Genomic DNA, 22,114 nt, shown 5'->3' with positions numbered 1-22,114 from the left:
TGGTTATTCCCCTGCCCCGGGCTGCGGCAAGTCACAAATCGCCGGTCGCGTTGCCATCGTGCAGCCGGCGCCGGACCTGCCGCATCGCCCACCAGACGATCAGCACCACGACCGGCGTCAGTCCCGCGGTCAGATAGGCCTTGTCCACCCCCAGGGCCGAAGCGGCCGGATACAATGCATAGGACAGCAGCCCCACCGCGTAATAGCTGATCGCCACAACCGACAGCCCTTCCACGGTGTGCTGCAGGCGCAGTTGCAGATCGGCGCGGCGGTCCATGCGCTCCAGCAGGGCCTGGTTCTGGGCCGACCGTTCGACATCGACCCGGGTTCGCAGCAGATCGGCGGCGCGGCGGGTGCGCTCGATCATGGCACGCAGCCGATCCTCGGCCGAGGTAACGGTGCGCATGGCAGGCTGGTACCGGCGGCGCATGAACTCGGTCAGCATCTGCCGCCCCATGAACCGTGTCTCGCGCAGCGCCGCCAGCCGGTCCATGACGATCGCCTCGTAGGCCTTCGTGGCGCCGAAGCGGAACGAGTGCTGGACCGCCTGGGACTCTAGTTCGGTCGCGACTTCCAGCAGGTCGTGCAGCACCGACTCGGCCGGGCGGCGGTCGTCGTCCATGGCGTCCACGATGGCGGACAAACGAGGTTCCAGTTCGTTCAGCCGTCGCGACAGGCCGCGAGATCGGCCCAGTGCCAGCATGGACATGGCCCGGTAAGTTTCCAGTTCCACCAGGCGGTGAAGGACGCGTCCGGTGCGCCCCGGGCCGACGCCGGGCCGCAGGAAGATCGCGAACCGCATCCAGCCGTCGGCGTCGATGCGGAAATCGCTGGCGATCAAGGCGGCTTCCTCCAGCACCCAGACGGCGGTCAGGCTGTCGCGCGCGAACCATGTGCCGATCCGATCCAGCGTCTCGGCCGGATCATCCGGCAGGATGTCGATCTGGACCATGACCGCGGCCACGCGCCGGCCCGGCGCCTGGGCTTGCCATTCCGCCGGAAAGATCGCCGCCGCACTGGGGTCGAAGGGCCGGATCGGCAGGCCGGGCGTCGTCGCCATGTAGGTCACGAATTCCGTATGGCTTTCCCATTTCAGGTCATGCCTGCCAAGGCGCCCCTGGTAATGGCTGTCCTCGGGGTCCGGCCGCGGCCCGCCGTGACGAGAGGTCAGTGCGGCCAGATGTGCATGGTCCCTGCCCCGGTCGCGGTTGGCGGCATCCCGAGGTTCCTTGAAGGCGACGAAGGCGCAGGTCGCGGGCGCCGACAGGCGCGGCGACGGCCGGGCGTGCAGTTCGTTGACCAGCTCGTACCGCAACGGGTGTTCGATCTCTGCCGCCATGTCGTTCCCCTGGTTCCCTGAACGGGCTGGGTCGTCCCAACCCGCCGGCCCCCTGCGCGGGCAGCGGCAGGGGGCGCGCCTTCGCCCCCTGCCCCCTTCACTCGATCAGCGGCAGCAGCTTGTTCAGGCTGTCCTTGGCGTCGCCATAGAACATCCGGGTGTTTTCCTTGAAGAACAGCGGGTTCTCGATCCCGGAATAGCCGGTGCCCTGGCCGCGCTTGCTGACGAAGACCTGCTTGGCCTTCCAGACCTCCAGCACCGGCATCCCGGCGATGGGGCTGTTCGGGTCGTCCTGGGCCGCCGGGTTGACGATGTCGTTCGAGCCGATGACGATCACCACGTCGGTGTTGGGGAAATCATCGTTGATTTCGTCCATCTCCAGCACGATGTCATAGGGCACCTTGGCCTCGGCAAGCAGCACGTTCATGTGGCCGGGCAGACGGCCCGCAACGGGGTGGATGGCAAAGCGCACCGTCTTGCCCGCCGCGCGCAGCTTGCGCGTCAACTCGCTGACGGCGCCTTGCGCCTGCGCCACCGCCATGCCGTAGCCCGGCACGATGATGACGCTGTCGGCGTCGTTCAGCGCGGCGGCCACACCCTCGGCGTCGATGGCGATCTGTTCCCCGGTGATTTCCGCCGCCGGGCCCGTCTCGCCGCCGAAGCCGCCCAGGATCACGCTGACGAAGTTGCGGTTCATCGCCTTGCACATGATATAGGACAGGATCGCACCGCTTGAACCCACAAGCGCGCCCACGACGATCAGCAGGTCGTTGGACAGCGTGAAGCCGATCATGGCCGCGGCCCAGCCCGAATAGCTGTTCAGCATCGACACGACCACCGGCATGTCGGCGCCGCCGATCCCCATGATCAGGTGATAGCCGATGAAGAAGGCCAGCAGGGTGATCAGGATCAGCCAGAAGATCGCCGGGCCCACGCCCGTGCAATAGAGGATCGCCAGCAGCACCGACAACCCCAGGGCGCCGGCGTTCAGCAGGTGCCCGCCCGGCAGCTTCCTGAGCTTGCCGTCCACCCGGCCCGCCAGCTTGCCGAAGGCGACGATCGAGCCGGTGAATGTCACTGCGCCGATGAAGACGCCCAAGGCGACCTCGATCTTCAGCATGGCGATCTCGGCCGGGGTCTTGTGGGCCAGGACGGCCGCGAAGCCATAGAAGACGTCCACGCCCTCCTCGGCCTTGGCGCGCAGGACGCGGGCCAGTTCGATCTGCGCGTTGAAGCCAACGAAGACCGCGGCAAGGCCCACCAGCGAATGCATCGCGGCGACCAGTTGCGGCATCTCGGTCATCTGGACGCGCTTGGCGACGACCCAGCCGATCGCGCCGCCGATGGCGATCATGACCACGGACAGCAGCCAGTTGCCTGCCCCCGGTCCGATCAGCGTCGCCAGAACGGCAAGCCCCATGCCGACGATGCCGTACCAGATCGCGCGCTTGGCGCTTTCCTGCCCCGACAGCCCGCCCAGCGACAGGATGAACAGCACGGCTGCGACCACATAGGCCGCGGTGGTGAATCCGTATTCCATGGCTGTCCCCTTACGACTTCTGGAACATGGCCAGCATCCGGCGCGTGACCAGGAAGCCGCCGAAGATGTTGATGCCCGCCATCAGCACCGCCAGGGCGGCCAGCAGGACGATCCACCAGGACCCGGACCCGATCTGCATCAGCGCGCCCAGGATGATGATGGAACTGATGGCGTTGGTGATCGCCATCAGCGGGGTGTGCAGCGAGTGGGCGACGTTCCAGATCACCCGGAAGCCGATGAAGCAGGCCAGCACGAAGACGATGAAATGCGCCATGAAGCTGGCGGGCGCCACCGCCCCGATCAGCAGCAGGACGACCGCCCCCGATCCCAGCAGCGTCACCTGCGACTTCGTCTCTGCCCGGAACGCCGCGACCTCGGCGGCGCGACGCTCCTCGACGGTCAGTTCGCGCTTTCGTTCGCGGGGCTTCTGCGCCGCGATGGCGGCGACCTTGGGCGGCGGCGGCGGCCAGGTCACGTCGTGGTCGCGGGTGACGGTCGCGCCCCGGATCACGTCGTCCTCCATGTCGTGGACGATCACGCCGTCCTTTTTCGGCGTCAGGTCGGCGATGAAGTGGCGGACGTTGTTGCCGTAAAGCTCGGACGCCTGGGCGCCCATGCGTGACGGAAAGTCGGTATAACCGATGATCGTCACGCCGTTTTCGGTCACGTGGCGTTCGTCGGGGATGGTCAGTTCGCAGTTCCCGCCGCGCTCTGCGGCCAGATCGACGATCACGCTGCCGGGCTTCATGGCCTCGACCATGTCGCGGGTCCACAGCTTCGGCGCGTCGCGGCCGGGGATCAGCGCGGTGGTGATGACCACGTCCATCTGTGGCGCAAGCTCGCGGAAGCGGGCAAGCTGCTTTTCGCGGAACTCGGGCGACGACGGGGCGGCATAGCCACCGGTGGCGGCGCCGTCCTGGGTTTCATCGAATTCCAGGTAAACGAACTCGGCGCCCATCGACTCGATCTGTTCGGCCACTTCGGGGCGCACGTCGAAGGCATAGACCTGCGCGCCCAGCGATACCGCCGTGCCGATGGCCGCGAGACCCGCGACGCCGGCCCCCACCACCAGCACCTTGGCCGGCGGCACCTTGCCCGCCGCGGTCACCTGCCCCGTGAAGAAGCGGCCGAAGTTGTTGGCGGCCTCGATCACCGCGCGGTAGCCGGCGATGTTGGCCATCGACGACAGCGCGTCCATCTTCTGCGCGCGGCTGATCTCGCGGCACCATGTCCATCGCGATGGCGGTGATGCCCTTCTCCTTGGCGAGGGCCAGCAGATCGCCGTTCTGCGCCGGATAGAAGAACGAGATCAGCGTCTGCCCTTCGCGCATCTGCCCGATCTCGGCCTCGGTCGGCTGGCGGACCTTCGCCACGACATCGACAGACCGGATCAGTTCGGCGGCCGAGGGCACGACGGTGACCCCCGCATCGCGATAGCTTTCGTCCGAAAACCCTGCCCGTGCCCCTGCCCCGCCTTCCACGAAGACCTCGTGCCCCAGCTTCTTCAGGTGTCCGGCAGATGAGGGCGTGATCGCGACCCGCGCCTCGCCCTCGAAACTTTCCTTCAACGCGCCAATCTTCATGGCTGTGTTGTCCCCCGCTCGCTCGGTTCCGGTTGCACGACAGATAGCACCGCGAAACAATGTTTCACAAGACCGCGCCTTGGCGATAGCAACGCCACGGCCAGAGGAGCCTGTGACATGAAAACGCCCGAAGCGTCGCGGCTCCGGGCGTCGTCTGGCGGTCGCGTGCCAGTTCTTGCTGCGTCAGTTCGCGGGGGCCGTGGTGCCCGCAGGGGCCGTGGTGCCCGCAGGAGGCGTCGTGGTCGCGGGGGCCGGAGTGGTGATCGCCGGCTCTTCCTCGTCGACCGTCACCGCGTCGTCGATGGCGGCACCCGCGTCGCTGGCCGCATCGGCGGCGCTTTCCGCAGCAGCGTCCGCAGCGTCGCTGGCTTCCTCGGCGACTTCCTCGAGGGCGGTGCCGGTGGCCTCGGCGGCGTTGTCGGCGGCAGCGGCCGCGCTCTCGGCGGCATTTTCAGCGGCGGCGGCGGCATCCTCGGCGGCATCCTCCGTCTCTGCGGCGGCGCCGTCGGCAGCGGCTTCGGCATCGACAGCCCCGGCGTCACCGGCCCCGGTGGTGGTTGTCACGGTGGTGGTGTCGCCCTCGACGGCTTCCGTTTCGTCCCCGGTGAACCGCTGAAGCACGAAATAGGCCAGGGCCAGGGCCAGAAGGACGCCGATGATCAGCGGCAGGGGCGACGATCGACGCTCGACCGGCGCGACATAGGTTTCATTCCGCACGGTCGGGTCGGCAGGACGCGCGGGATCAACGGGTCGCGGGCGGTTGGGGTCGTTGGGATCATAGGTCATTGCTGGCCTCCAGAGTGCTGTGTTGAACCACCGGTTTCACTGCCGCCCCCGATCTGCTTCCCCGACCGGAACCTGTCGCTTCGACCGATCGCGCCGTGCAGGAAATCAGCCGACTTGCGACCCGGCTTTCATGCGACTAACACCTTGGCGGTGAACAGGTTCCGCCAGCCGGGGCAGCTTTCTTCAGGCCGAGGATGCGATGAACGACACTTTCGGGCAGAATGTGCATGAACTTGCCGATTACCGGCCCTATCCCTTCCTGTTGTCGGCGACGCGGATGCGATTCCGGCTGGCGCCCACGCAGACGCGCGTCAGCACGGAACTTTCGCTGGCGCCCCGCGATCCGGCTCAGCGCGCCGATCTGGTCCTGGATGGCGGCAGGGCGGTCAAGCTTATAAGCCTGACCATCGACGGAAGGACGGTTGATCCGGCCGACTTCTCGCGCCAGGACGAGACGCTGACCCTCGCCGCGGCCGCGCTGCCGCGCCACCCCTTCCTGCTGGAAACCGAGGTCGAGATCGACCCCTCGGCCAACACGGCCTTCGAGGGGCTGTACATCTCGAACGGCATGTTCTGCACCCAGTGCGAGGCGGAAGGGTTCCGCCACATCACCTTCTATCCGGACCGGCCCGACGTCATGGCGACCTTCCACGTCACCATCGACAGCGACCTGCCGGTGCTGCTGTCGAACGGCAATCCGGTCGGCCAGTCGCAGGGCCGCGCCGAATGGCACGACCCCTGGCCCAAGCCGTCCTATCTGTTCGCCCTGGTGGCGGGCGATCTGGTCGCCGTCAGCGACAGCTTCACCACCCGGTCGGGTCGCCGCGTCGCGCTGAACGTCTGGGTGCGCCCTGGCGATCAGGACCGTGCCGGCTTCGCGATGGAATCGCTCATTAAGTCGATGAGGTGGGATGAGGATGTCTACGGCCGGGAATACGACCTGGACGTGTTCAACATCGTCGCGGTGGACGATTTCAACATGGGGGCAATGGAAAACAAGGGGTTGAACATCTTCAACTCGAAACTGGTGCTGGCCAGCCCGGAAACCGCGACCGATTCCGACTACGAACGGATCGAGGCGGTGATCGCACATGAATACTTCCATAACTGGACGGGCAACCGCATCACCTGCCGCGACTGGTTCCAGCTTTGCCTGAAGGAAGGGCTGACGGTCTTTCGCGACCAGCAGTTCACCAGCGACATGCGGTCTGCTGCCGTCAAGCGGATCGAGGATGTGCAGACCCTGCGCAGCCGCCAGTTCCGCGAGGATCAGGGGCCGCTGGCCCATCCGCCGCGGCCCGACCGCTACGAGGAAATCAACAACTTCTACACCGCGACCGTCTATGAAAAGGGCGCCGAGGTGATCGGGATGCTGAAGCGGCTGGTGGGCGACGACGGCTATCGCCGGGCACTTGATCTGTATTTCGACCGCCACGACGGCGACGCCGCCACCATCGAGGACTGGCTGAAGGTGTTCGAGGACGCCACCGGCCGCGACCTGACCCAGTTCAAGCGGTGGTACACCGACGCCGGAACCCCGCGCCTGACCATGACCGAGGACTGGCAGGCCGAAGAAGCCGGCGGCAGCCTGGTCCTGTCCTTCGCCCAGGCCACGCCCCCCACGCCGGGACAGCCCGAGAAGCCGCCGCGCGTGATCCCGATCGCCGTGGGCCTGATCGGCCCCAACGGCGACGAGGTCGCGCCGACGCAGCTGCTGGAGATGACCGAGCCTCGCCAGTCCTTCAGCTTCGCCGGCCTGGGCGCACGGCCGGTCGTCTCGGCGCTGCGCGGCTTCTCGGCCCCGGTGATCCTGCCGCGGCAGCTGGACGACGCCACCCGCGCCTTCCTGCTGGCCCATGACACCGACCCCTTCGCCCGCTGGGAAGCCGGCCGCGACCTGGCGCTGTCGGCGCTGACGGCGCTTTCGCAGGGCCAGAACGCCGGGGAAAGCTATGTCGAGGCCATCGGCCGGCTGATCGGCGACCAGGGGGCCGATCCGGCCTTCCGGGCGCTCTGCCTCAAGCTGCCCGGAGAGGAGGAGATCGCCACCCGCCTGTCCGATGACGGCATCACCCCCGATCCCGACGCGATCCACGAGGCGCGCGAATCCCTGTGCCGCCGGATCGCCGGCGCGCATCTGGATCTGCTGTCGGCCCTGTATGACGACATGACGGTGGACGGCCCCTATCGTCCCGAGGCCGCTGACGCCGCGCGGCGGTCGCTGCGCAATGCCGTCCTGGGGCTGCTGACCCGCATCGACGGCGGCGAACGGGCCGAGATCCTGTTCGGCATCGCCGGCAACATGACCGAACGGATGGCCGCGCTGACCGCCCTGCTGCGACGCGGGCGCGGGCAGGCGGAACTGGCGGCGCTGCATGACCAGTTCGCGGACAACCGGCTGGTGATGGACAAGTGGTTCGCGGTGCAGCCGATGGCCGCGCCCCCCGGCAGGCCGTGGCGATCGCCCGCGCGCTGTCGGAGCGCAAGGACTTCGACTGGAAGAACCCCAACCGCTTCCGGGCGCTTCTGGGGGGCTTGTCCGCGAACCACGCCGGCTTCCATGCCGCCGATGGCTCGGGCTATGACTTCACGGCCGACTGGCTGCTGCGCATGGACCCGGTCAACCCGCAGATCGCAGCGCGCCTGTCCTCCGCCTTCGAGACCTGGACCCGCTACGATTCCGGGCGCCGGGCCAAGGCCTTGGCGGCGCTGGAACGAATGGCCGCGGCCGAGGGTTTGAGCAAGAACACCCGCGAGATGGTTTCGCGGATGATCGCCGCCGGTCGATGATCGCGGTTGCAGGCGCCCCGCAGGCGGGGCAGAAAGGCCGGGATGAGTGACCATCACGCCGATGCCAGGGCCGAGATGCAGGCCCGCCTGGACCCGCTGATCGCCGAACGGGCGCCGTGGCTTTACAGCGGCAGACCGCATCACCGCGTCGCCCGCTGGGCGATGATGGGCCTGCTGCGCTATCCGACGACGATCCGCCTGGGATCCGAGTTCCGCGATCTGCCCACGGTCGAGATCATGCGCCGCATGACCGACCTGATCGTGCGCGATGTCCGGGTCGCGGGGATGGAACACATCCCCGCCACCGGCCCTGCCCTGATCGTGGCGAACCATCCCACGGGGATCGCCGACGGGATCGTGGTCCACGCGCTGATCTCGCATCTGCGCGACGATCTGTTCATCTATGCCAACCACGACATGATCCGGGTGCTGCCGCAGACGGCGGATCTCATTGCCGGCGTCGAATGGCGCGTGGAAAAGCGCAGCCATGCCAAGACCAAGGCGACCATGGACTACACGCGCGAGGCGCTGTCGGCGGGGCGGATCGGGCTGATCTTCCCCTCGGGCCGGCTGGCCAAGCGCCGCGGCCTGCGGCTTCACGAACGTCCCTGGATGGCAAGCGCCGCGATGATCGCGCGCAAGTTCGGGGTGCCGATCATCCCCATGAACATCCGGGCCCGCAATTCGGCGCTGTTCTACCTGCTGGATGCCATCCACCCGACGCTGCGCGACGTGACCCTGTTCAACGAGGTTCTGAACAAGCGCAGGCAGCCCTATCGCGTGACCGTGGGCGCGCCCGTCGATCCCGCGACCCTGCCCAAGGGCGAGGACGCGATCGCCGTGCTGCGCGATGCCGTCCTGGCCTTGCCGGCCCCCGGCCCGGATGCCGCGCGCCTGATGCAGGACCGCGGCAGCGCGCGGCTGGTGCGGGGGTCGAAGGGTCTGGCCTAGAGGCCCGGCCGGCAGGCGCCCGCCTAGATCGCCGCCTTGCGGCTTTCCTCAAGATAGATCTCGCGCAGCCGCGTCGCCACCGGGCCGACCTGACCCGTGCCGATGGGCGCGCCGTCGATTTCCACCACCGGCATCACGAAGGCGCTTGCCGAGGTGATGAAGGCCTCGTCCGCCGCCTGCGCTTCCGCGATCGTGAAGCTGCGCTCCTCGACCTGCATCTGCGCCTCGGCGGCGAAGCGCAGGACGGCGGCGCGGGTGATGCCGTGCAGGATGTCGTTGGACAGCGCGCGGGTGACGATGGTGCCGTTCTTGACGATATAGGCGTTGTTGCTGGTGCCTTCGGTCACCATCCCGTCCTCGACCATCCAGGCGTCGTCCGCCCCGCGCGCCTTGGCCTCCATCTTGGCCATCGAGGGATAGAGCAACTGCACCGTCTTGATGTCGCGGCGCGCCCATCGCTGGTCGGCAATGCTGATGACGCGCCAGCCGGTCCGGGCGGCGGGCGCATCGGCCAGCCCGGGCTTGGCCTGCGTGAACATCACCACCGTGGGGCGGGTGCCCGCCGGGGGATAGGCGAAATCGCGATCGCCCGGGTTGCCGCGCGTGACCTGCAGGTACACCAGTCCGTCGGTGATGGCGTTGCGGTCCACCAGGGCGCGGAAGGCTGCCAGATAGTCGTCGTCTGACAGCGGATTGTCCATTGCCAGTTCGTCCAGTGACCGCTTCAGGCGCATCATATGGCCTGCGAAATCAAGCAGCTTGCCCCCCAGGACGCTGACCACTTCATAGACGCCGTCGGCCATCAGGAACCCCCGGTCGAAGATCGACACGGTGGCCTGATCCTCGGGAAGGAAGTCGCCGTTGACATAAACCGTGCGCGTCATGTTGTTCCCCGGGGATCTGGTTGCGGTGGCTGCGTCCTGCGCCGAAAGCCCGGGTTCGTCAAGACAAAGCAACTGCGGACTTGATGCTGCAGGCGCGAAACAATATTGCTTGACGCGACGCCAATCTTTCTGGAACGGACCCCATGAGTTTTCGCACCCAGCCCCTGCCCCCTGCCCGCCTGAACCGCTGCCAGTTGTTCGGCCCCGGCTCTCGGGACAGCCTTTTCGAGAAGATGGCGAAATCCGCCGCCGATGTCGTCAACCTGGATCTCGAGGATTCGGTGGCGCCGGACGACAAGGACCGGGCGCGCCGGAACGTCATCCAGGCGATCGGCGACATCGACTGGGGCGATAAGACGCTTTCGGTCAGGATCAACGGTCTGGACACGCCCTTTTGGTATCGGGACGTGGTGGATCTGCTGGAACAGGCGGGGGACCGGCTGGACCAGATCATGATCCCGAAGGCCGGCAATGCCAGCGACATCTATGCGGTGGACGCGCTGGTGACGGCGGTCGAACGCGCCAGAGGCCGCGGCAAGCGCCTGAGTTTCGAGGTCATCATCGAAAGCGCGGCCGGCATCTGCCATGTCGAGGAGATCGCGGCCTCGTCCCCGCGGATGCAGGCGATCAGCCTGGGGGCCGCCGATTTCGCCGCCTCGATGGGGATGGCGACCACCGGGATCGGCGGGACGCAGGAAAACTACTACATGATCCACGAGGGGCAGAAATACTGGCCCGACCCGTGGCACTGGGCGCAGGCCGCCATCGTCGCCGCCTGCCGCGCGCATGGCCTGCTGCCGGTGGACGGGCCGTTCGGCGACTTCAGCGACCGCGAGGGCTTCATGGCCCAGGCGCGCCGGTCGGCCACGCTAGGGATGGTCGGGAAATGGGCGATCCATCCCAGCCAGGTCGCCCTGGCCAACGAGGTCTTTTCCCCCAGCGAGGCCGCCGTCGCCGAGGCGCGAGAGATCCTGGCCGCGATGGAAAAGGCCAAGGCCGAGGGCGCGGGCGCCACGGTCTACAAGGGCCGGCTGGTCGACATTGCCTCGATCAAGCAGGCCGAGGTGATCGTGCGCCAGGCGGAACTGATCGCCGGATGAGGCCCTTGCGGCTGCGGCCCCTAGGGTCGCCGCAGCCGCTGGAACGCCGCCGAGGCGCCCCAGCCCGCCACCACTGCCACCAGCAGCGACATCAGCCCGTAGAGAAACGGCTGGTCGTAGGCCAGGCGGAAAAGCCAGCGTTCCAGCCCCACCTTGCGCACGTTGATCGGCGCCACGAAGACGTCGATCACCTCGCCGCCGCGCAGCAGGAAGATCCGCGTCTTGTAGGCCCCTTCGACCAGGTTCGCGGGCAGGTTCACGTCCACCCGGAACAGGGTCTGGTCGATCAGCGACACGCTGCCCTCGTCCAGGCGATACAGCCCCTCGTCCTGACGGATGCGGATCAGGGCCTCGGTGAAGGGGACGGCGCTTTCCACGGCGAGCTGGCCTGCGAAGGCGCGCATCGCCAGGGGAAGGGAAATCCGGTAGCGGCTGTCCCATTCCGGCAGCAGGATGTCCTCGAGCGGGGCCGAGGTGGCGACGGCATAGAAGCCCGGCGCAGCGCCGATCCGCACGGCTTCGGAATTCATCCAGATCCCGGCCTTGCGTTCCTTGCGCCAGACGGTGACGCCGCGCGACGGAGCCTCGACCGTCACGATCACCTGAAGGGGCGGCCCCTCGGGGATCGGCGCTTCGCGCTTGATCGCGCCATAGATCAGGATGTCGGACCCGTCGAAGCTGGCGGTGATCGCCACCGTGTCGCTGGACAGGCCCGCCACCACGGTCTCGGCAGGGCGTTCCGGCGCGGTCGCCACCGGCAGGGCGTCGGCATCGTCCCGCGGCATGGTCGATTGCGCCATCGCAGCGGCAGGCAGGGCCAGAAGGACCAGGCAGGCCAGCACCAGCCGCATCATCCGATGCCCGGCTGGATGACGTAAAGATCGTCCGGCGTCAGGAACAGATCCAGCGCCAGCTTGCCGCAGACCCCCAGAACCAGCAGCGCCAGCAGGATCCGCAGCTGTTCGGCCCGCAGCTTCGCGCCCAGCGTCGTGCCGAACTGCGCGCCGACCACGCCGCCCACGATCAGCAGCACCGCCAGCATGATGTCCACGGTGTTGTAGCTGACGGCGTGCATCAGCGTCGTGAAGGCGGTCAGGAAGGTGATCTGGAACAGCGACGTGCCGACCACGACCTTGGTGGGCATCCCCAACAGATAGATCATCGCCGGAACCATGATGAAGCCGCCGCCCACGCCCATGATGGCCGCCAGCACGCCCACAGCAAGACCCACCAGCAGCGGGGGAAAGACGCTGATGTACAGTCCCGAGGCGCGGAACTTGACCTTTACCGGCCAGCCGTGGATCCAGTTCCGCTGGTGCAGGCGCTTCCGCTGGCCGGGCTTGCTGGACCGGCGCAGCGCGCGCAGGCTTTCCTGCAGCATCATCAGGCCGATCAGCCCCAGAAACACGACATAGCACAACTGCACGACCAGATCGACCTGACCCAGATCCTGCAGCAGGGTGAAGACCCAGACGCCGATCCAGGACCCGACGAGGCCGCCGGCCAGCAGGACGCCTCCCATGCGGAAGTCCACGCTCTTGCGCCTGACATGGGCCAGGACGCCCGACACCGACGAGGCCACCACCTGGTTCGCGCCGGTCGCCACCGCGATGGGGGGCGGGATGCCGATGAAGAACAGCAGCGGCGTGATGAGAAACCCGCCGCCCACCCCGAACAGGCCGCTCATCAGGCCGACAAGGCCGCCCAGGCCGATCAGCGTGAAGGCGTTGACAGAGACCTCTGCGATGGGAAGATAGATCTGCATGTTCCGGGTGCCGCTTGCATCGGGACAAGGATGCAACGGCCCGGCAGGCAGGTCAAACCGCTTTCCTGGACCCGCGCCCCTGTCCGGGGACGCTGGCGCTTGAAGCGGGACCATCGCCCGGCTAAGCAGGAACGGGGATGTGAACAGGCGCTGTCCAGGCGCCGCAGGACCATGCGGGCCAGACGATGCGGATACTGATCACCAACGACGACGGCATCAACGCCCCCGGGCTCGAGGTCCTGGCCGAGATCGCGGCAGCCCTTGCCGGTCCCGCGGGGCAGGTCTGGACCGTCGCCCCGGCTTTCGAGCAGTCGGGCGTCGCCCACTGCATCAGCTATTCCCACCCGACGATGGTCGCCCGCCTTGACGAGCGTCGCTACGCGACCGAGGGAAGCCCCGCCGATTGCGTGCTGGCCGCGCTCTATGACATCATGACGGATGCTCCGCCGGACCTTGTGCTGTCGGGGGTCAACCGGGGCAACAACTCGGGCGAGAACGCGATGTATTCGGGAACCATCGGGGGCGCGATGGAGGCTGCGCTGCAAGGCCTGCCCGCCATCGCCCTGTCGCAGTATCTGGGGCCCCGGACATCGGGCCTGGCAGATCCGTTCGAAGCCGCCCGTCTGCACGGCGCGGCGGTGATCCGGCGGCTGCTGGACCACGGGGACTGGACCTCGGACGCGGATTTCAGGCTGTTCTACAACATCAACTTTCCGCCCGTCCCCGCGGCTTCGGTGCGCGGCGCCCGCGTGGTGGCCCAGGGGCGGCGGCAGGGCACGAACTTCCGCGTGGTTCCCCACACCGCCCCCAACGGCCGTCGCTTCATGTGGGCGGCCGGGGGCGCCCAGAACGCCCCTGCCCGTCCCGGAACCGATGTCGCCGTGAACATGGAGGGCTTCATCTCCGTCACCCCTATGCGCGCCGACCTGACCTGCCACGCCTCGCTGCAGGACATGGCGGGTCTGTTCGACGACGACAGCATTGCGGCGGGCCTGTCATGACCGCGGACCGCCCCGACGACCAGGACAACGCCGCCGAACGCAAGATGCGCTTTCTGTTCCAGTTGCGGTCTCGCGGCGTGACCGACCCGCGGGTGCTGGCCGCGATGGAGCGGATCGACCGCGGCCTGTTCGTCCGCGGCCAGTTCGCCGACCGCGCCTACGAGGACACGCCGCTGCCCATCCCCTGCGGGCAGACGATCAGCCAGCCGTCGGTCGTGGGGCTGATGACGCAGTCCCTGAACCCCGGCCCGCGCGACACGGTGCTGGAAATCGGCACGGGATCGGGCTATCAGGCGGCGATCCTGTCGGGGCTGTGCCGCCGCGTCTATACCGTAGATCGCCACCGCCGCCTTGTCCACGAGGCCGAGGCCATCTTCCGCCAGCTTGGCCTGTCCAACATTACCGCGCAGGTGGCCGACGGGTCGCGCGGCCTGCCTGACCAGGCCCCCTTCGATCGCATCCTTGTCACCGCCGCCGCCGAGGATCCGCCGGGGCCGCTGTTGGCACAGTTGAAGATCGGCGGTATCATGGTGGTGCCGGTGGGGCAGTCCGACGCCGTCCAGACGCTGATCCGCGTGACGCGGACCGAAGCCGGCTACGACTATGACGAGTTGCGACAGGTGCGATTTGTGCCGCTGGTCGAAGGGTTGGGTCCGACATGACCCGGATCTGCGGCAAGGCAGGTTGAGGACGACGATAGAATGAGCAGGATTTTCAAGCGGCTTGCCAGCACCGGTGCTGCGGCCGTCCTTCTGGCATCGTGCGGTGCGACGGGCTTCGACCCGGATCTGCGCGGCTGGATGCCCAGCGCGCTGAGCACCGCCGATGCCGCGGCCCGCGCCGTGCCGCGTCCGCAGCCCGACGACCGGGGCGTCATCACCTTCCCGAACTATCAGGTGGTCGTGGCGCGGAACGGCGACACGGTCGGCAGCGTGGCGGCCCGCCTGGGCGTGGATGCCGCGCGCCTGGCCCGTCACAACGCCCTGCCCGCCAACGCGGCGCTGACGGGGGGCAGACGCTGGTTCTGTCGCAGCGCGTGCCAGCGACCGGGGGCGCGGGCGGCGGGGTGGCCGACCCCTTCGCCTCGGCCGCGCCTGCGCCCGCCAATCCTGCCCAGCATGTGGTGGCTGCGGGCGAAACCGCCTGGTCGATCGCCCGCCGCTACGATGTCGATGTCCAGGATCTTGCGGCGTGGAACGGCCTGCCTTCCTCGATGTCGCTGCGGGTCGGCCAGCGGCTGATCGTGCCGGTTCAGGGGCAGCGGCCGCCCGATCCCGTCGCCGTGACCACGGCCCCCGGAACGGGCAGCCCGACGCCGCCACCGCCATCGGCCGCCCAGCCGCTGCCGGCCGAAACCACGGCCCCCGCCGCCGATCCCGGTCCGCCGACACCCGTGACCGACCTGGGCGCGACGCGCACGGCAGCCTCGGCGGGCGGGCGCTTCCAGATGCCGGTCTCGGGCTCGATCATCCGCGTCTATGAGAAGGGCAGGAACGACGGCATCGACATTTCGGCCACCGCGGGCACGGCGGTGAAGGCCGCGGGGGCCGGCACGGTCGCGGCCGTGACCGAGGATACCGCCGGCACCCCCATCGTGGTGGTGCGCCACGACGGCAACCTGATGACGGTCTATACGGGACTGGGCAGCCTGGACGTGGCCAAGGGCGACACGGTTTCCGCCGGACAGTCCATCGGCAGCGCCGGACAGGACGGCTTCGTGCATTTCGAGGTCCGCCAGGGCTTCGAAAGCGTCGATCCCGAGGAATACCTGAACTGATGCCTCGGAACGACCTGCCGTCCGGGACGTTGGCCGCCATGACCAATGCTCAAGGAGGACAGAGATGGATCATTCCGAGCATCCCCGGCTTCTGCCGGACGAACTGACCGACGCGGTGCTGACCGGCGCCACAATCTATGGCCCGGGCGGCGACACGGTGGGCACCATCTCCCACGTCCACGGCTCGGGCGGCAGCGCGCGGGTGGTGATCGACGTGGGCGGCTTTCTGGGCATCGGCTCGAAGCCGGTGCTTGTCCCCGCCACGGATCTGGATCTGATGCGGGACGGTGACGGCGTCGTTCACGGCGTGTCGCGCTGGTCCAAGGAGGATCTGAAGGCCCTGCCCGAACATCGCGACTGACCGGTAAAGGCGGCGGCCTTGCCGCCGCCGCTTTCCGGTGCCGCCGGCGACCCCGGGGGTTCGAACCGGCCCGCTGGTGGCTCAGCAGTCCTTGAACCGGGGTTTGCGCTTTTCCGAAAAGGCCTTCATGGCCTCGGGGAAGTCGTGGGCGCACAGCAGCACGCTTTGCGCGTCCCGCTCCATCTCGAGCGCCTCGAGATAGCTGCACTCGGCCGCCGCGCGCATCAGCCGCTTGGAGGTCTGCACGCCGAAGGCAGGGTGGGCGGCGATCTCGCGGGCGATCTCCAGGGCGCGGGGCTCGACCTGATCGGCCGGCACGCATTCCTCGACCACGCGCAGGTCCTTCGCGCTGCGGCCGTCGATCTCGCGGCCGGTCAGCACCAGCATCCGCGCTACGCCTGCACCCGCGCGCTGCTGCAACAGCCAGCTTGACCCGGTGTCGGGGCAGCCGCCGACCCGCGCGAAGACCTCGCAGAGCCGCGCATCCTCGGCGGCCACGACGATGTCGGCGGACAGCGCCAGGCTGAGGCCCGCCCCGAAGGCCACGCCGCAGACCGCGGCGATCAAGGGCTTGCGGAACAGATAGGCCGCGCGGCCGCCGTCATGTACCCGGTCGACCATCTCGGACGTGGCCCGCGCGCCCTTGGCAACCTCGGCCTGAAAGCCCACCAGATCGCCGCCGCTGCAGAAATGCTCGCCCCCCGTCATGATGACCGCGCGGATCGACTCGTCCTGCTCGGCCTGGCGCAGATGGGCCACCAGATCCTCGACAAAGGGGATGCTGTAGGGGTTGCGCTTGCCGGGCTGCAGGAAGCGCAGAATGCCGATGGGACCATCGCGGTCCAGACGCATCCGTTCGCTCATCTCCGTCTCCTTCAGGTTCCGGTCCAGACCGGCGCGCGCTTTTCGGCGAAGGCCCGTGGGCCTTCGATGGCGTCGTTGCTGGCATAGACGACCTCGTGCAGCCGCTTGCCTTCCTCGAGGCCCCGGGCGCAGCCCAGATCCATGGTCGCCCGGACGCTTGCCTTGGCGGCAACCACCGACAGCGGCGCGCCGCTGGCGATGCGAACCGCCAGATCCCGCGCCCGCGCCCGGACCGCATCCGGCGTATCTTCGAGGTAATTGGTGAAGCCGTATTGATGCAGGCGTTCGATCGGCATCAGGTCGCCGGTCAGGACGATCTCCATCAGGATCGGCTGCGGCAGCATGGACAGCGCCGGCGCCGCCCAGGGCGAGCCGCGCCCAATCTTGACCTCGGTGATGCCGACCTTCGTGCCCTTCAGACCGACCCGCAGATCGCTGTTCAGGCTCAGCATCATGCCGCCCGCCATCAGGGAACCGGTCATCGCCGCAATGATCGGTTTCCTGCAGGCGCGCATCGTTTCGTGGAACGGGTCGCGCATCTTGGACAGGATGTCCACGCCCTCGTTGCGGGCGATCTCGCTGGCTTCCTTCAGGTCTAGCCCCGCGCAGAAGACCCCGCAATCGGCCGAGGTGAGGATCGCCACGCGAATGCCGTCATCGGCCTCGATCCGTTCCCAGGCCTCGGTCAGACCGTTGGTCGCGGCCACCGACAGCGCGTTCTTCCGCTCGGGCCGGTTGATGCTGACGGTCGCGATGCCGTCCTCGATCTTCACGTCGATCGGGTTCATGTCCTGCCTGTCCTGATTCCTGGTGATGCCGCACGTTCCGGTGACATCCCCCGCGCCGCGATGGGCGCGGGGGACCGTTCGCTTACTCGACCGTGAACTTGGACGAGCTTTCCTTGATGACTTCCCACACCACGTCGAGATAGTCGGCGCTCCAGTCGGTCAGCGGAACCCAGGTCTCGCCGTTCCACTGCTCGATGCGGGTCTTGCCGCCGCCACCGTGATCGTCGGCGGTGACGGTTACGGGCGCCATGACGCCGTTGGCGTCGAAGTCCTTCAGGGATTCAAACCCGGCCTTCATGCTTTCCGGGGTCAGCGGCCAGCCGTTCTCGGCGATCGCCTGGCGCGCCGCCTCGAAAGCGGTCGAATAGATCGCGATGCCGGTGTTGTAGTACACGTCGCGCACCAGACTCTCGGGACCGCTGCCCTTGCCGTTGGCATAGTAGGTGTCCAGCATGGTCTTGATGATGGGCACCTCTTGCCCGCCGGCGACGTTGGTCCCGCGAAGGATGCCCTTGGCCTCCTCGGCGCCGATGTTGTTGATGTCCACCTCGTTCAGCCAGTTGACGGCCAGGTAGCGGTCGATCGGGAACCGGTTGCGGCGCATCTCTCTTGCAGCCACGACGTGTCCGCCGGCCAGCAGCCAGCTGATCACGTAGTCGGGCTGATCGCGGCGGATGCTGCTCCAGGCGCCGGACTGGTCGGTGCCCGGCAGCGCCACCGGATACAGCTCCAGCTCGAAGCCCTCTTTCTCGGCCAGCGTCTCGAGGATCTCGATCGGCTCCTGGCCGAAGGGGTAATCCAGATAGATGAAACCGATCTTCGCCCCGCTCAGATCGCCGCCCATCTGCTCCTTGATGAAGGCGACGTCGTTGGCTGCCTGCTGCCAGTAGGTCGGCCCGACCGGGAACACCCATTCGAACACGGTGCCGTCCACGGCATCGCCCCGGCCTACGAAGGACTGCATCAGGATGTTGCCGTCGCTCATCGCGCGGGGCAGCACCGCGTTCGTCACCGGCGTGGACAGGAAGTTGAAGATGAATACGCCTTCACGCTTCAACTGTTCGTAGCATTCCACGCCGCGCTGCGGCTCGTTGCCGTGGTCGCGGACGATGATCTCGACCGGATGCCCCTCGATGCCGCCGTTTTCGTTGGTGTACATCGCCAGGTCCTGGGCGGCCTGGGCCACCTGCGGCGAGATGAACGTATAGGACTTGCTGAGGTCGAAGCAGAGGCCGAACCGGATCGGCTCCTGATCCTGCGCCCAGGCCCCTGTCGCGCCCAATATCAACGCGCCCGCAATGGCGGCCGCCTTGACATAGTGTCTTGTTCTCATGTTCTCACTCCCTGATGTCGATCCATGTGCGGGTTTTCCAGATGCCTCGCACGCGGTTTACGTCCAAGCCTCTCCCGGGGCAGCTTACTGCCCGTATTTCGCCGAATTTTCCCTGACCACCTCCCAGACAACGTCGCTATAGGCCGCAAGCCAGTCGGTCTGCGGAACCCAGGTCTGGCCGTCCCACATCTCGATCCGCGTCTTGCCGCCGCCGCCATGATCCTCGGCCGTCAGCGTGATGGGGGCCATCAGACCATTGGCATCATAGTCCTTGAGCGATTCAAGACCGGCCTTGAAGGACTGGGGCGTGATGGGCTGCCCCTCGAGTTCGACGGCCTTGCGCGCGGCCTCGAAGATGATCGAATACATGGCAAGGCCGGTGTTGTAGAAAACGTCCTCGGTGTTCTCCAGCGGACCCGATCCCTGCCCCTGGTCGTAAAGTTCCGTGATGATCTCCTGGCGCAGCGGCACGTCCAAGCCACCCACGACGTTGGTGCCGCGCTTGAGGCCGATGGCCACGTCCGCGCCCATGTTGGCGATGTCCACCTCGTTCAGCCAGTTGACCGAGATGTACTTCTCCATCGGGATGCGGTTGCGGGCCATTTCCTTCGAGGCGACGACATGGGCGCCGCCCAGCATCCAGGACATCACGTGGTCGGGGTTGTCGCGACGTACCTTGGACCACACCCCCGCCTGATCGCTGCCCGGCAGCGGCACGGGATAGAGCAGCAGTTCGAAGCCCTCCTTTTCCGCCAGGGTCTGGAGGATCTCGATCGGCTCCTGGCCGAAGGGGTAGTCGAAATAGACAAACCCCACCTTGACGCCGGACAGATCGCCGTCGTGCAGATCCTTGATGTAGGCGATGTCGTTCGCCGCCTGCCCCCAGTAGGTCGGTCCGGCCGGATAGACCCACTCGAACACGGTGCCGTCCACCGCGTCGCCCCGTCCAACCAGCGACTGCATCAGGATCTTCTGGTCCTGCATCGCGCGGGGCAGGATCGCCAGGGACACCGGCGTGGACAGGGTGTCGAAGACGAACACCCCGTCGCGGCTGAGCCTGGTGTAGCATTCGATCCCGCGCTGCGGCTCGTTGCCGTGGTCGCGGATGATGACCTCGACCGGCTCGCCGCCGATGCCGCCGCGCATGTTGATCAGCTTGGCCAGATCCTGGGCCGCCTGGCTGACCTGTGGCGTGGCGAAGGTATAGGCCTTGCTGAGGTCATAGCAGACGCCGACCTTGAACGGCTCTGCCGCGGCCAGCGATCCCACCATCAATCCGCTTGCGACGGTCAGCCCCGCCACGATCGCGTTCAGTCTGTTCATCCTTTCCTCCCCTGTTGCCGACCGGCGCTAGCTCAGCCACCGCTTCCGGCGGCTGTAGTGCTTGACGTTGTGGAAGTCCGTGCCCTCGCCGCCGCCCAGGTAGAACTCCTGGATGTCGGAGTTGGCCTTCAGCGCCTGCGCCGTGCCGTGCATGACGACGCGGCCGTTCTCGATCAGATAGCCCTCCGAGACGATTTCAAGCGCGGCCAGGGCGTTCTGTTCGACCAGAAGGACCGACAGCCCCTGCTCGACGTTGATCTTCTTGATGATGCCGAAGATTTCCTCGACCAGGAACGGCGCCAGACCCAGGCTCGGCTCGTCCAGCATCAAGAGCCTTGGCTGCGTCACAAGCGCCCGGCCGATGGCCAGCATCTGCTGTTCGCCCCCCGACATGTAGCCGGCCTGCGAATTCTTCCGTTCGGCAAGCCGGGGGAAATAGGCGTAGATCCGGTCCTTTTCCGCATTCAGCGTCGCCTTCGACATGCCCTTGGGCGCGGCCGCGGTCAGGTTCTCGTCCGGGGTCAGATGTTCGAAGACCCGGCGTCCCTCGATGACGTGACAGATCCCCATCTCTACCCGCTTCTGCGCAAGCATGTGGGTGATCTCTGTCCCCTCGAACCTGATCTCGCCACGGCTGACGCGCCCGCGCTCGGACTTCAAGAGACCGCTGATCGCCTTCAGGGTGGTGCTCTTTCCGGCGCCGTTTGACCCCAGCAGGGCGATCATCTCTCCCTGCGGTACCTTAACCGAGACGCCCTTGATCGCCAGCATCACGTTGTCGTAAAGCACCTCGACGCTGTTCATGGACAGGATCGGCTGTGCATCGGTGTTCTGTTGCATCGGCGTGTCTTCCTATTTGCGCATCTGGTCGAACGGCCAGATCATCAGGTAGTCCCGGACATTGCCGTAAAGCTTGCCCAGCCCCATCGGCTCGATCAGCAGGATGATGACGATCAGCGCGCCATAGACAGCGTTCGGGATATGGGCGAGCATCTCGACATCGATCTGCACGCCCAGCGACTGGCTGGCCGAGGCGAACAGCCCGTTCACGAGTCCGGGCACCAGCAGGATCAGCGCGACCCCGAAATAGGATCCGATGATGCTGGCCAGGCCGCCCACGATCACCATGGCCAGCACCTGGATCGAGACGTTCACCGAGAACTGCTCGGGCGCGGCCAGGAAGAAGAACGTCGCCACCAGCAGCGCCCCGCTGATCCCGGCGATGAAGGACGACGTCGCGAAGGCCAGGATCTTGTAGTAGAAGCTGTTCACGCCAAGGATCGCGGCCGCGTAGTCCTTTTCGCGCACCGCCACCAGAGCGCGGCCCAGGCCGGTCCGCTTGAGGTTCAGCATGAAGATCGTCACCAGCACGCACCATCCGAAGGCGACGTAATAGTAGCCCGCGTCCGAGGTGATCTGCTGCCCCAGCAGCGCCAGGGGCGGCGACTGCAGCGAAGCGTGCGAACCGCCCGAGATGGCCGGGACGTGCGTCAGCACCCAGTCCATCACGAACTGCATCGCAAGGGTGGTCAGCGCCAGGTAGAGACCCTTCACCCGCAGCGCCGCGAAGGCAAACAGGCTGCCGATGACCGCCGCGGCCAGCCCGCCGATGATCAGCGCGAATTCCCAGGGGATGCCGAACCGGGCGGCGTGGATGGCCGAATAGGCCCCCACGGCCATCACCGCCGCATAGCCCAGATGAAGCTGTCCGGCCCAGCCGGTCACCAGGTTCAGCCCCAGTGCCGCCGATGTCCAGATCAGCCAGGGCAGCATGTAGCTGTTGAGATAGAGCGACGGGACGATGAACGGCGCCACCAGCCCGAGCAGCAGGAAGAACACCGCCAGGTTCCGGTCGGCCGGCACCTTGTAGATGCGGCTGTCGGAGACGTAATCGGTGTGATGGACACCGGAAAGCCGGTAGAACATGGT

The 22,114-nt window shown here is 67.2% G+C and carries 18 protein-coding genes and 2 pseudogenes; 7 read left to right on the top strand and 13 right to left on the bottom strand.

What is annotated here, in order from left to right:
• Positions 1-31: 31 nt before the first annotated feature.
• From ACZ1HC_RS11780 to ACZ1HC_RS11765, 4 genes and pseudogenes are all read right to left on the bottom strand, one after another.
• The gene (locus tag ACZ1HC_RS11780) at positions 32-1,339 is read right to left on the bottom strand and encodes a DUF3422 family protein (protein ID WP_472700148.1); all 1,308 of its coding nucleotides are present in this window, start codon (positions 1,337-1,339) and stop codon (positions 32-34) included.
• Between the two features lie 97 nt (positions 1,340-1,436).
• A complete protein-coding gene (locus ACZ1HC_RS11775) occupies positions 1,437-2,879 on the bottom strand; it encodes an NAD(P)(+) transhydrogenase (Re/Si-specific) subunit beta (protein ID WP_472700147.1) in 1,443 nt (480 codons plus the stop codon).
• A 10-nt stretch (positions 2,880-2,889) separates the two neighbouring features.
• Positions 2,890-4,462 (bottom strand): annotated as a pseudogene (locus tag ACZ1HC_RS11770) (Re/Si-specific NAD(P)(+) transhydrogenase subunit alpha).
• A gap of 183 nt (positions 4,463-4,645) precedes the next feature.
• Entirely contained in the window at positions 4,646-5,248 is a 603-nt protein-coding gene (locus ACZ1HC_RS11765) for a hypothetical protein (protein WP_472700146.1), read from the bottom strand.
• Positions 5,249-5,447: 199 nt separating this feature from the next.
• On the opposite strand from ACZ1HC_RS11765, the pseudogene pepN reads away from it, so the two are divergent.
• Together pepN and ACZ1HC_RS11755 are read left to right on the top strand one after the other, a co-directional pair.
• Positions 5,448-8,038 (top strand): annotated as a pseudogene (pepN, locus tag ACZ1HC_RS11760) (aminopeptidase N).
• A gap of 42 nt (positions 8,039-8,080) precedes the next feature.
• Positions 8,081-8,989, top strand: coding sequence for a 1-acyl-sn-glycerol-3-phosphate acyltransferase (locus tag ACZ1HC_RS11755; protein ID WP_472700145.1), 909 nt, complete (start codon positions 8,081-8,083; stop codon positions 8,987-8,989).
• Positions 8,990-9,012: 23 nt separating this feature from the next.
• Here ACZ1HC_RS11755 and ACZ1HC_RS11750 read toward each other — a convergent pair whose 3' ends face one another.
• Positions 9,013-9,873 (bottom strand): D-amino-acid transaminase, encoded by an 861-nt coding sequence (locus ACZ1HC_RS11750; RefSeq protein WP_472700144.1) that lies wholly within the window; start codon positions 9,871-9,873, stop codon positions 9,013-9,015.
• Positions 9,874-10,016: 143 nt separating this feature from the next.
• Between ACZ1HC_RS11750 and ACZ1HC_RS11745 the strand changes: the two genes are divergently transcribed.
• Positions 10,017-10,973 (top strand): L-malyl-CoA/beta-methylmalyl-CoA lyase, encoded by a 957-nt coding sequence (locus ACZ1HC_RS11745; protein ID WP_472700143.1) that lies wholly within the window; start codon positions 10,017-10,019, stop codon positions 10,971-10,973.
• Positions 10,974-10,993: 20 nt separating this feature from the next.
• On the opposite strand, the gene ACZ1HC_RS11740 is transcribed toward ACZ1HC_RS11745, so the two are convergent.
• Both ACZ1HC_RS11740 and ACZ1HC_RS11735 read right to left on the bottom strand, forming a co-directional pair.
• A complete protein-coding gene (locus tag ACZ1HC_RS11740) occupies positions 10,994-11,827 on the bottom strand; it encodes a TIGR02186 family protein (protein ID WP_472700142.1) in 834 nt (277 codons plus the stop codon).
• Positions 11,824-12,738, bottom strand: coding sequence for a sulfite exporter TauE/SafE family protein (locus ACZ1HC_RS11735; RefSeq protein WP_472700141.1), 915 nt, complete (start codon positions 12,736-12,738; stop codon positions 11,824-11,826). The genes ACZ1HC_RS11740 and ACZ1HC_RS11735 overlap by 4 nt, the downstream gene beginning before the upstream one ends.
• A gap of 185 nt (positions 12,739-12,923) precedes the next feature.
• On the opposite strand from ACZ1HC_RS11735, the gene surE reads away from it, so the two are divergent.
• The 4 genes from surE (at position 12,924) to ACZ1HC_RS11715 (ending at position 15,877) form a co-directional block, all read left to right on the top strand.
• Positions 12,924-13,739, top strand: coding sequence for a 5'/3'-nucleotidase SurE (gene surE / locus ACZ1HC_RS11730; RefSeq protein ID WP_472700140.1), 816 nt, complete (start codon positions 12,924-12,926; stop codon positions 13,737-13,739).
• Entirely contained in the window at positions 13,736-14,401 is a 666-nt protein-coding gene (locus ACZ1HC_RS11725) for a protein-L-isoaspartate(D-aspartate) O-methyltransferase (RefSeq protein WP_472700139.1), read from the top strand. Before surE ends, ACZ1HC_RS11725 begins: the two co-directional genes overlap by 4 nt.
• Positions 14,402-14,805: 404 nt before the next feature.
• Complete coding sequence (locus ACZ1HC_RS11720) at positions 14,806-15,516, top strand: peptidoglycan DD-metalloendopeptidase family protein (protein ID WP_472700138.1); 711 nt, start codon at positions 14,806-14,808, stop codon at positions 15,514-15,516.
• Positions 15,517-15,580: 64 nt separating this feature from the next.
• The gene (locus ACZ1HC_RS11715) at positions 15,581-15,877 is read left to right on the top strand and encodes a PRC-barrel domain-containing protein (protein WP_472700137.1); all 297 of its coding nucleotides are present in this window, start codon (positions 15,581-15,583) and stop codon (positions 15,875-15,877) included.
• Between the two features lie 81 nt (positions 15,878-15,958).
• Here ACZ1HC_RS11715 and ACZ1HC_RS11710 read toward each other — a convergent pair whose 3' ends face one another.
• From ACZ1HC_RS11710 to ACZ1HC_RS11685, 6 genes are all read right to left on the bottom strand, one after another.
• On the bottom strand, positions 15,959-16,741 hold the full coding sequence (locus tag ACZ1HC_RS11710) for an enoyl-CoA hydratase/isomerase family protein (protein ID WP_472700136.1): 783 nt from the start codon (positions 16,739-16,741) through the stop codon (positions 15,959-15,961).
• An 11-nt stretch (positions 16,742-16,752) separates the two neighbouring features.
• Complete coding sequence (locus ACZ1HC_RS11705) at positions 16,753-17,529, bottom strand: enoyl-CoA hydratase/isomerase family protein (protein ID WP_472700135.1); 777 nt, start codon at positions 17,527-17,529, stop codon at positions 16,753-16,755.
• Positions 17,530-17,611: 82 nt separating this feature from the next.
• Positions 17,612-18,862: an ABC transporter substrate-binding protein gene (locus ACZ1HC_RS11700; RefSeq protein WP_472700134.1), complete on the bottom strand. Its 1,251-nt coding sequence runs from the start codon at positions 18,860-18,862 to the stop codon at positions 17,612-17,614.
• Positions 18,863-18,946: 84 nt separating this feature from the next.
• Positions 18,947-20,185, bottom strand: a complete 1,239-nt coding sequence (locus ACZ1HC_RS11695; RefSeq protein WP_472700133.1) for an ABC transporter substrate-binding protein — start codon at positions 20,183-20,185, stop codon at positions 18,947-18,949.
• Between the two features lie 27 nt (positions 20,186-20,212).
• Positions 20,213-21,025 carry an ABC transporter ATP-binding protein gene (locus tag ACZ1HC_RS11690; protein ID WP_472700132.1) on the bottom strand — a complete coding sequence of 271 codons (813 nt, stop codon included), beginning with the start codon at positions 21,023-21,025 and terminating at the stop codon, positions 20,213-20,215.
• Between the two features lie 12 nt (positions 21,026-21,037).
• Positions 21,038-22,111 carry a branched-chain amino acid ABC transporter permease gene (locus ACZ1HC_RS11685; RefSeq protein WP_472700131.1) on the bottom strand — a complete coding sequence of 358 codons (1,074 nt, stop codon included), beginning with the start codon at positions 22,109-22,111 and terminating at the stop codon, positions 21,038-21,040.
• Positions 22,112-22,114 lie beyond the last annotated feature (3 nt).

Source organism: Paracoccus sp. BR5-17 (assembly GCF_055693925.1).
This window is presented reverse-complemented; position numbering and strand designations above follow the sequence as displayed.

Coding starts and splice junctions, on each gene's coding strand:
- ACZ1HC_RS11765 (WP_472700146.1), bottom strand. CDS start 5,248: ATGACCTATGATCCCAACGACCCCAACCGCCCGCGACCCGTTGATCCC.
- ACZ1HC_RS11710 (WP_472700136.1), bottom strand. CDS start 16,741: ATGAGCGAACGGATGCGTCTGGACCGCGATGGTCCCATCGGCATTCTG.
- ACZ1HC_RS11750 (WP_472700144.1), bottom strand. CDS start 9,873: ATGACGCGCACGGTTTATGTCAACGGCGACTTCCTTCCCGAGGATCAG.
- ACZ1HC_RS11745 (WP_472700143.1), top strand. CDS start 10,017: ATGAGTTTTCGCACCCAGCCCCTGCCCCCTGCCCGCCTGAACCGCTGC.
- ACZ1HC_RS11700 (WP_472700134.1), bottom strand. CDS start 18,862: ATGAGAACAAGACACTATGTCAAGGCGGCCGCCATTGCGGGCGCGTTG.
- ACZ1HC_RS11715 (WP_472700137.1), top strand. CDS start 15,581: ATGGATCATTCCGAGCATCCCCGGCTTCTGCCGGACGAACTGACCGAC.
- ACZ1HC_RS11755 (WP_472700145.1), top strand. CDS start 8,081: ATGAGTGACCATCACGCCGATGCCAGGGCCGAGATGCAGGCCCGCCTG.
- ACZ1HC_RS11735 (WP_472700141.1), bottom strand. CDS start 12,738: ATGCAGATCTATCTTCCCATCGCAGAGGTCTCTGTCAACGCCTTCACG.
- ACZ1HC_RS11685 (WP_472700131.1), bottom strand. CDS start 22,111: ATGTTCTACCGGCTTTCCGGTGTCCATCACACCGATTACGTCTCCGAC.
- ACZ1HC_RS11775 (WP_472700147.1), bottom strand. CDS start 2,879: ATGGAATACGGATTCACCACCGCGGCCTATGTGGTCGCAGCCGTGCTG.
- ACZ1HC_RS11725 (WP_472700139.1), top strand. CDS start 13,736: ATGACCGCGGACCGCCCCGACGACCAGGACAACGCCGCCGAACGCAAG.
- ACZ1HC_RS11705 (WP_472700135.1), bottom strand. CDS start 17,529: ATGAACCCGATCGACGTGAAGATCGAGGACGGCATCGCGACCGTCAGC.
- ACZ1HC_RS11740 (WP_472700142.1), bottom strand. CDS start 11,827: ATGATGCGGCTGGTGCTGGCCTGCCTGGTCCTTCTGGCCCTGCCTGCC.
- ACZ1HC_RS11690 (WP_472700132.1), bottom strand. CDS start 21,025: ATGCAACAGAACACCGATGCACAGCCGATCCTGTCCATGAACAGCGTC.
- ACZ1HC_RS11695 (WP_472700133.1), bottom strand. CDS start 20,185: ATGAACAGACTGAACGCGATCGTGGCGGGGCTGACCGTCGCAAGCGGA.
- surE (WP_472700140.1), top strand. CDS start 12,924: ATGCGGATACTGATCACCAACGACGACGGCATCAACGCCCCCGGGCTC.
- ACZ1HC_RS11780 (WP_472700148.1), bottom strand. CDS start 1,339: ATGGCGGCAGAGATCGAACACCCGTTGCGGTACGAGCTGGTCAACGAA.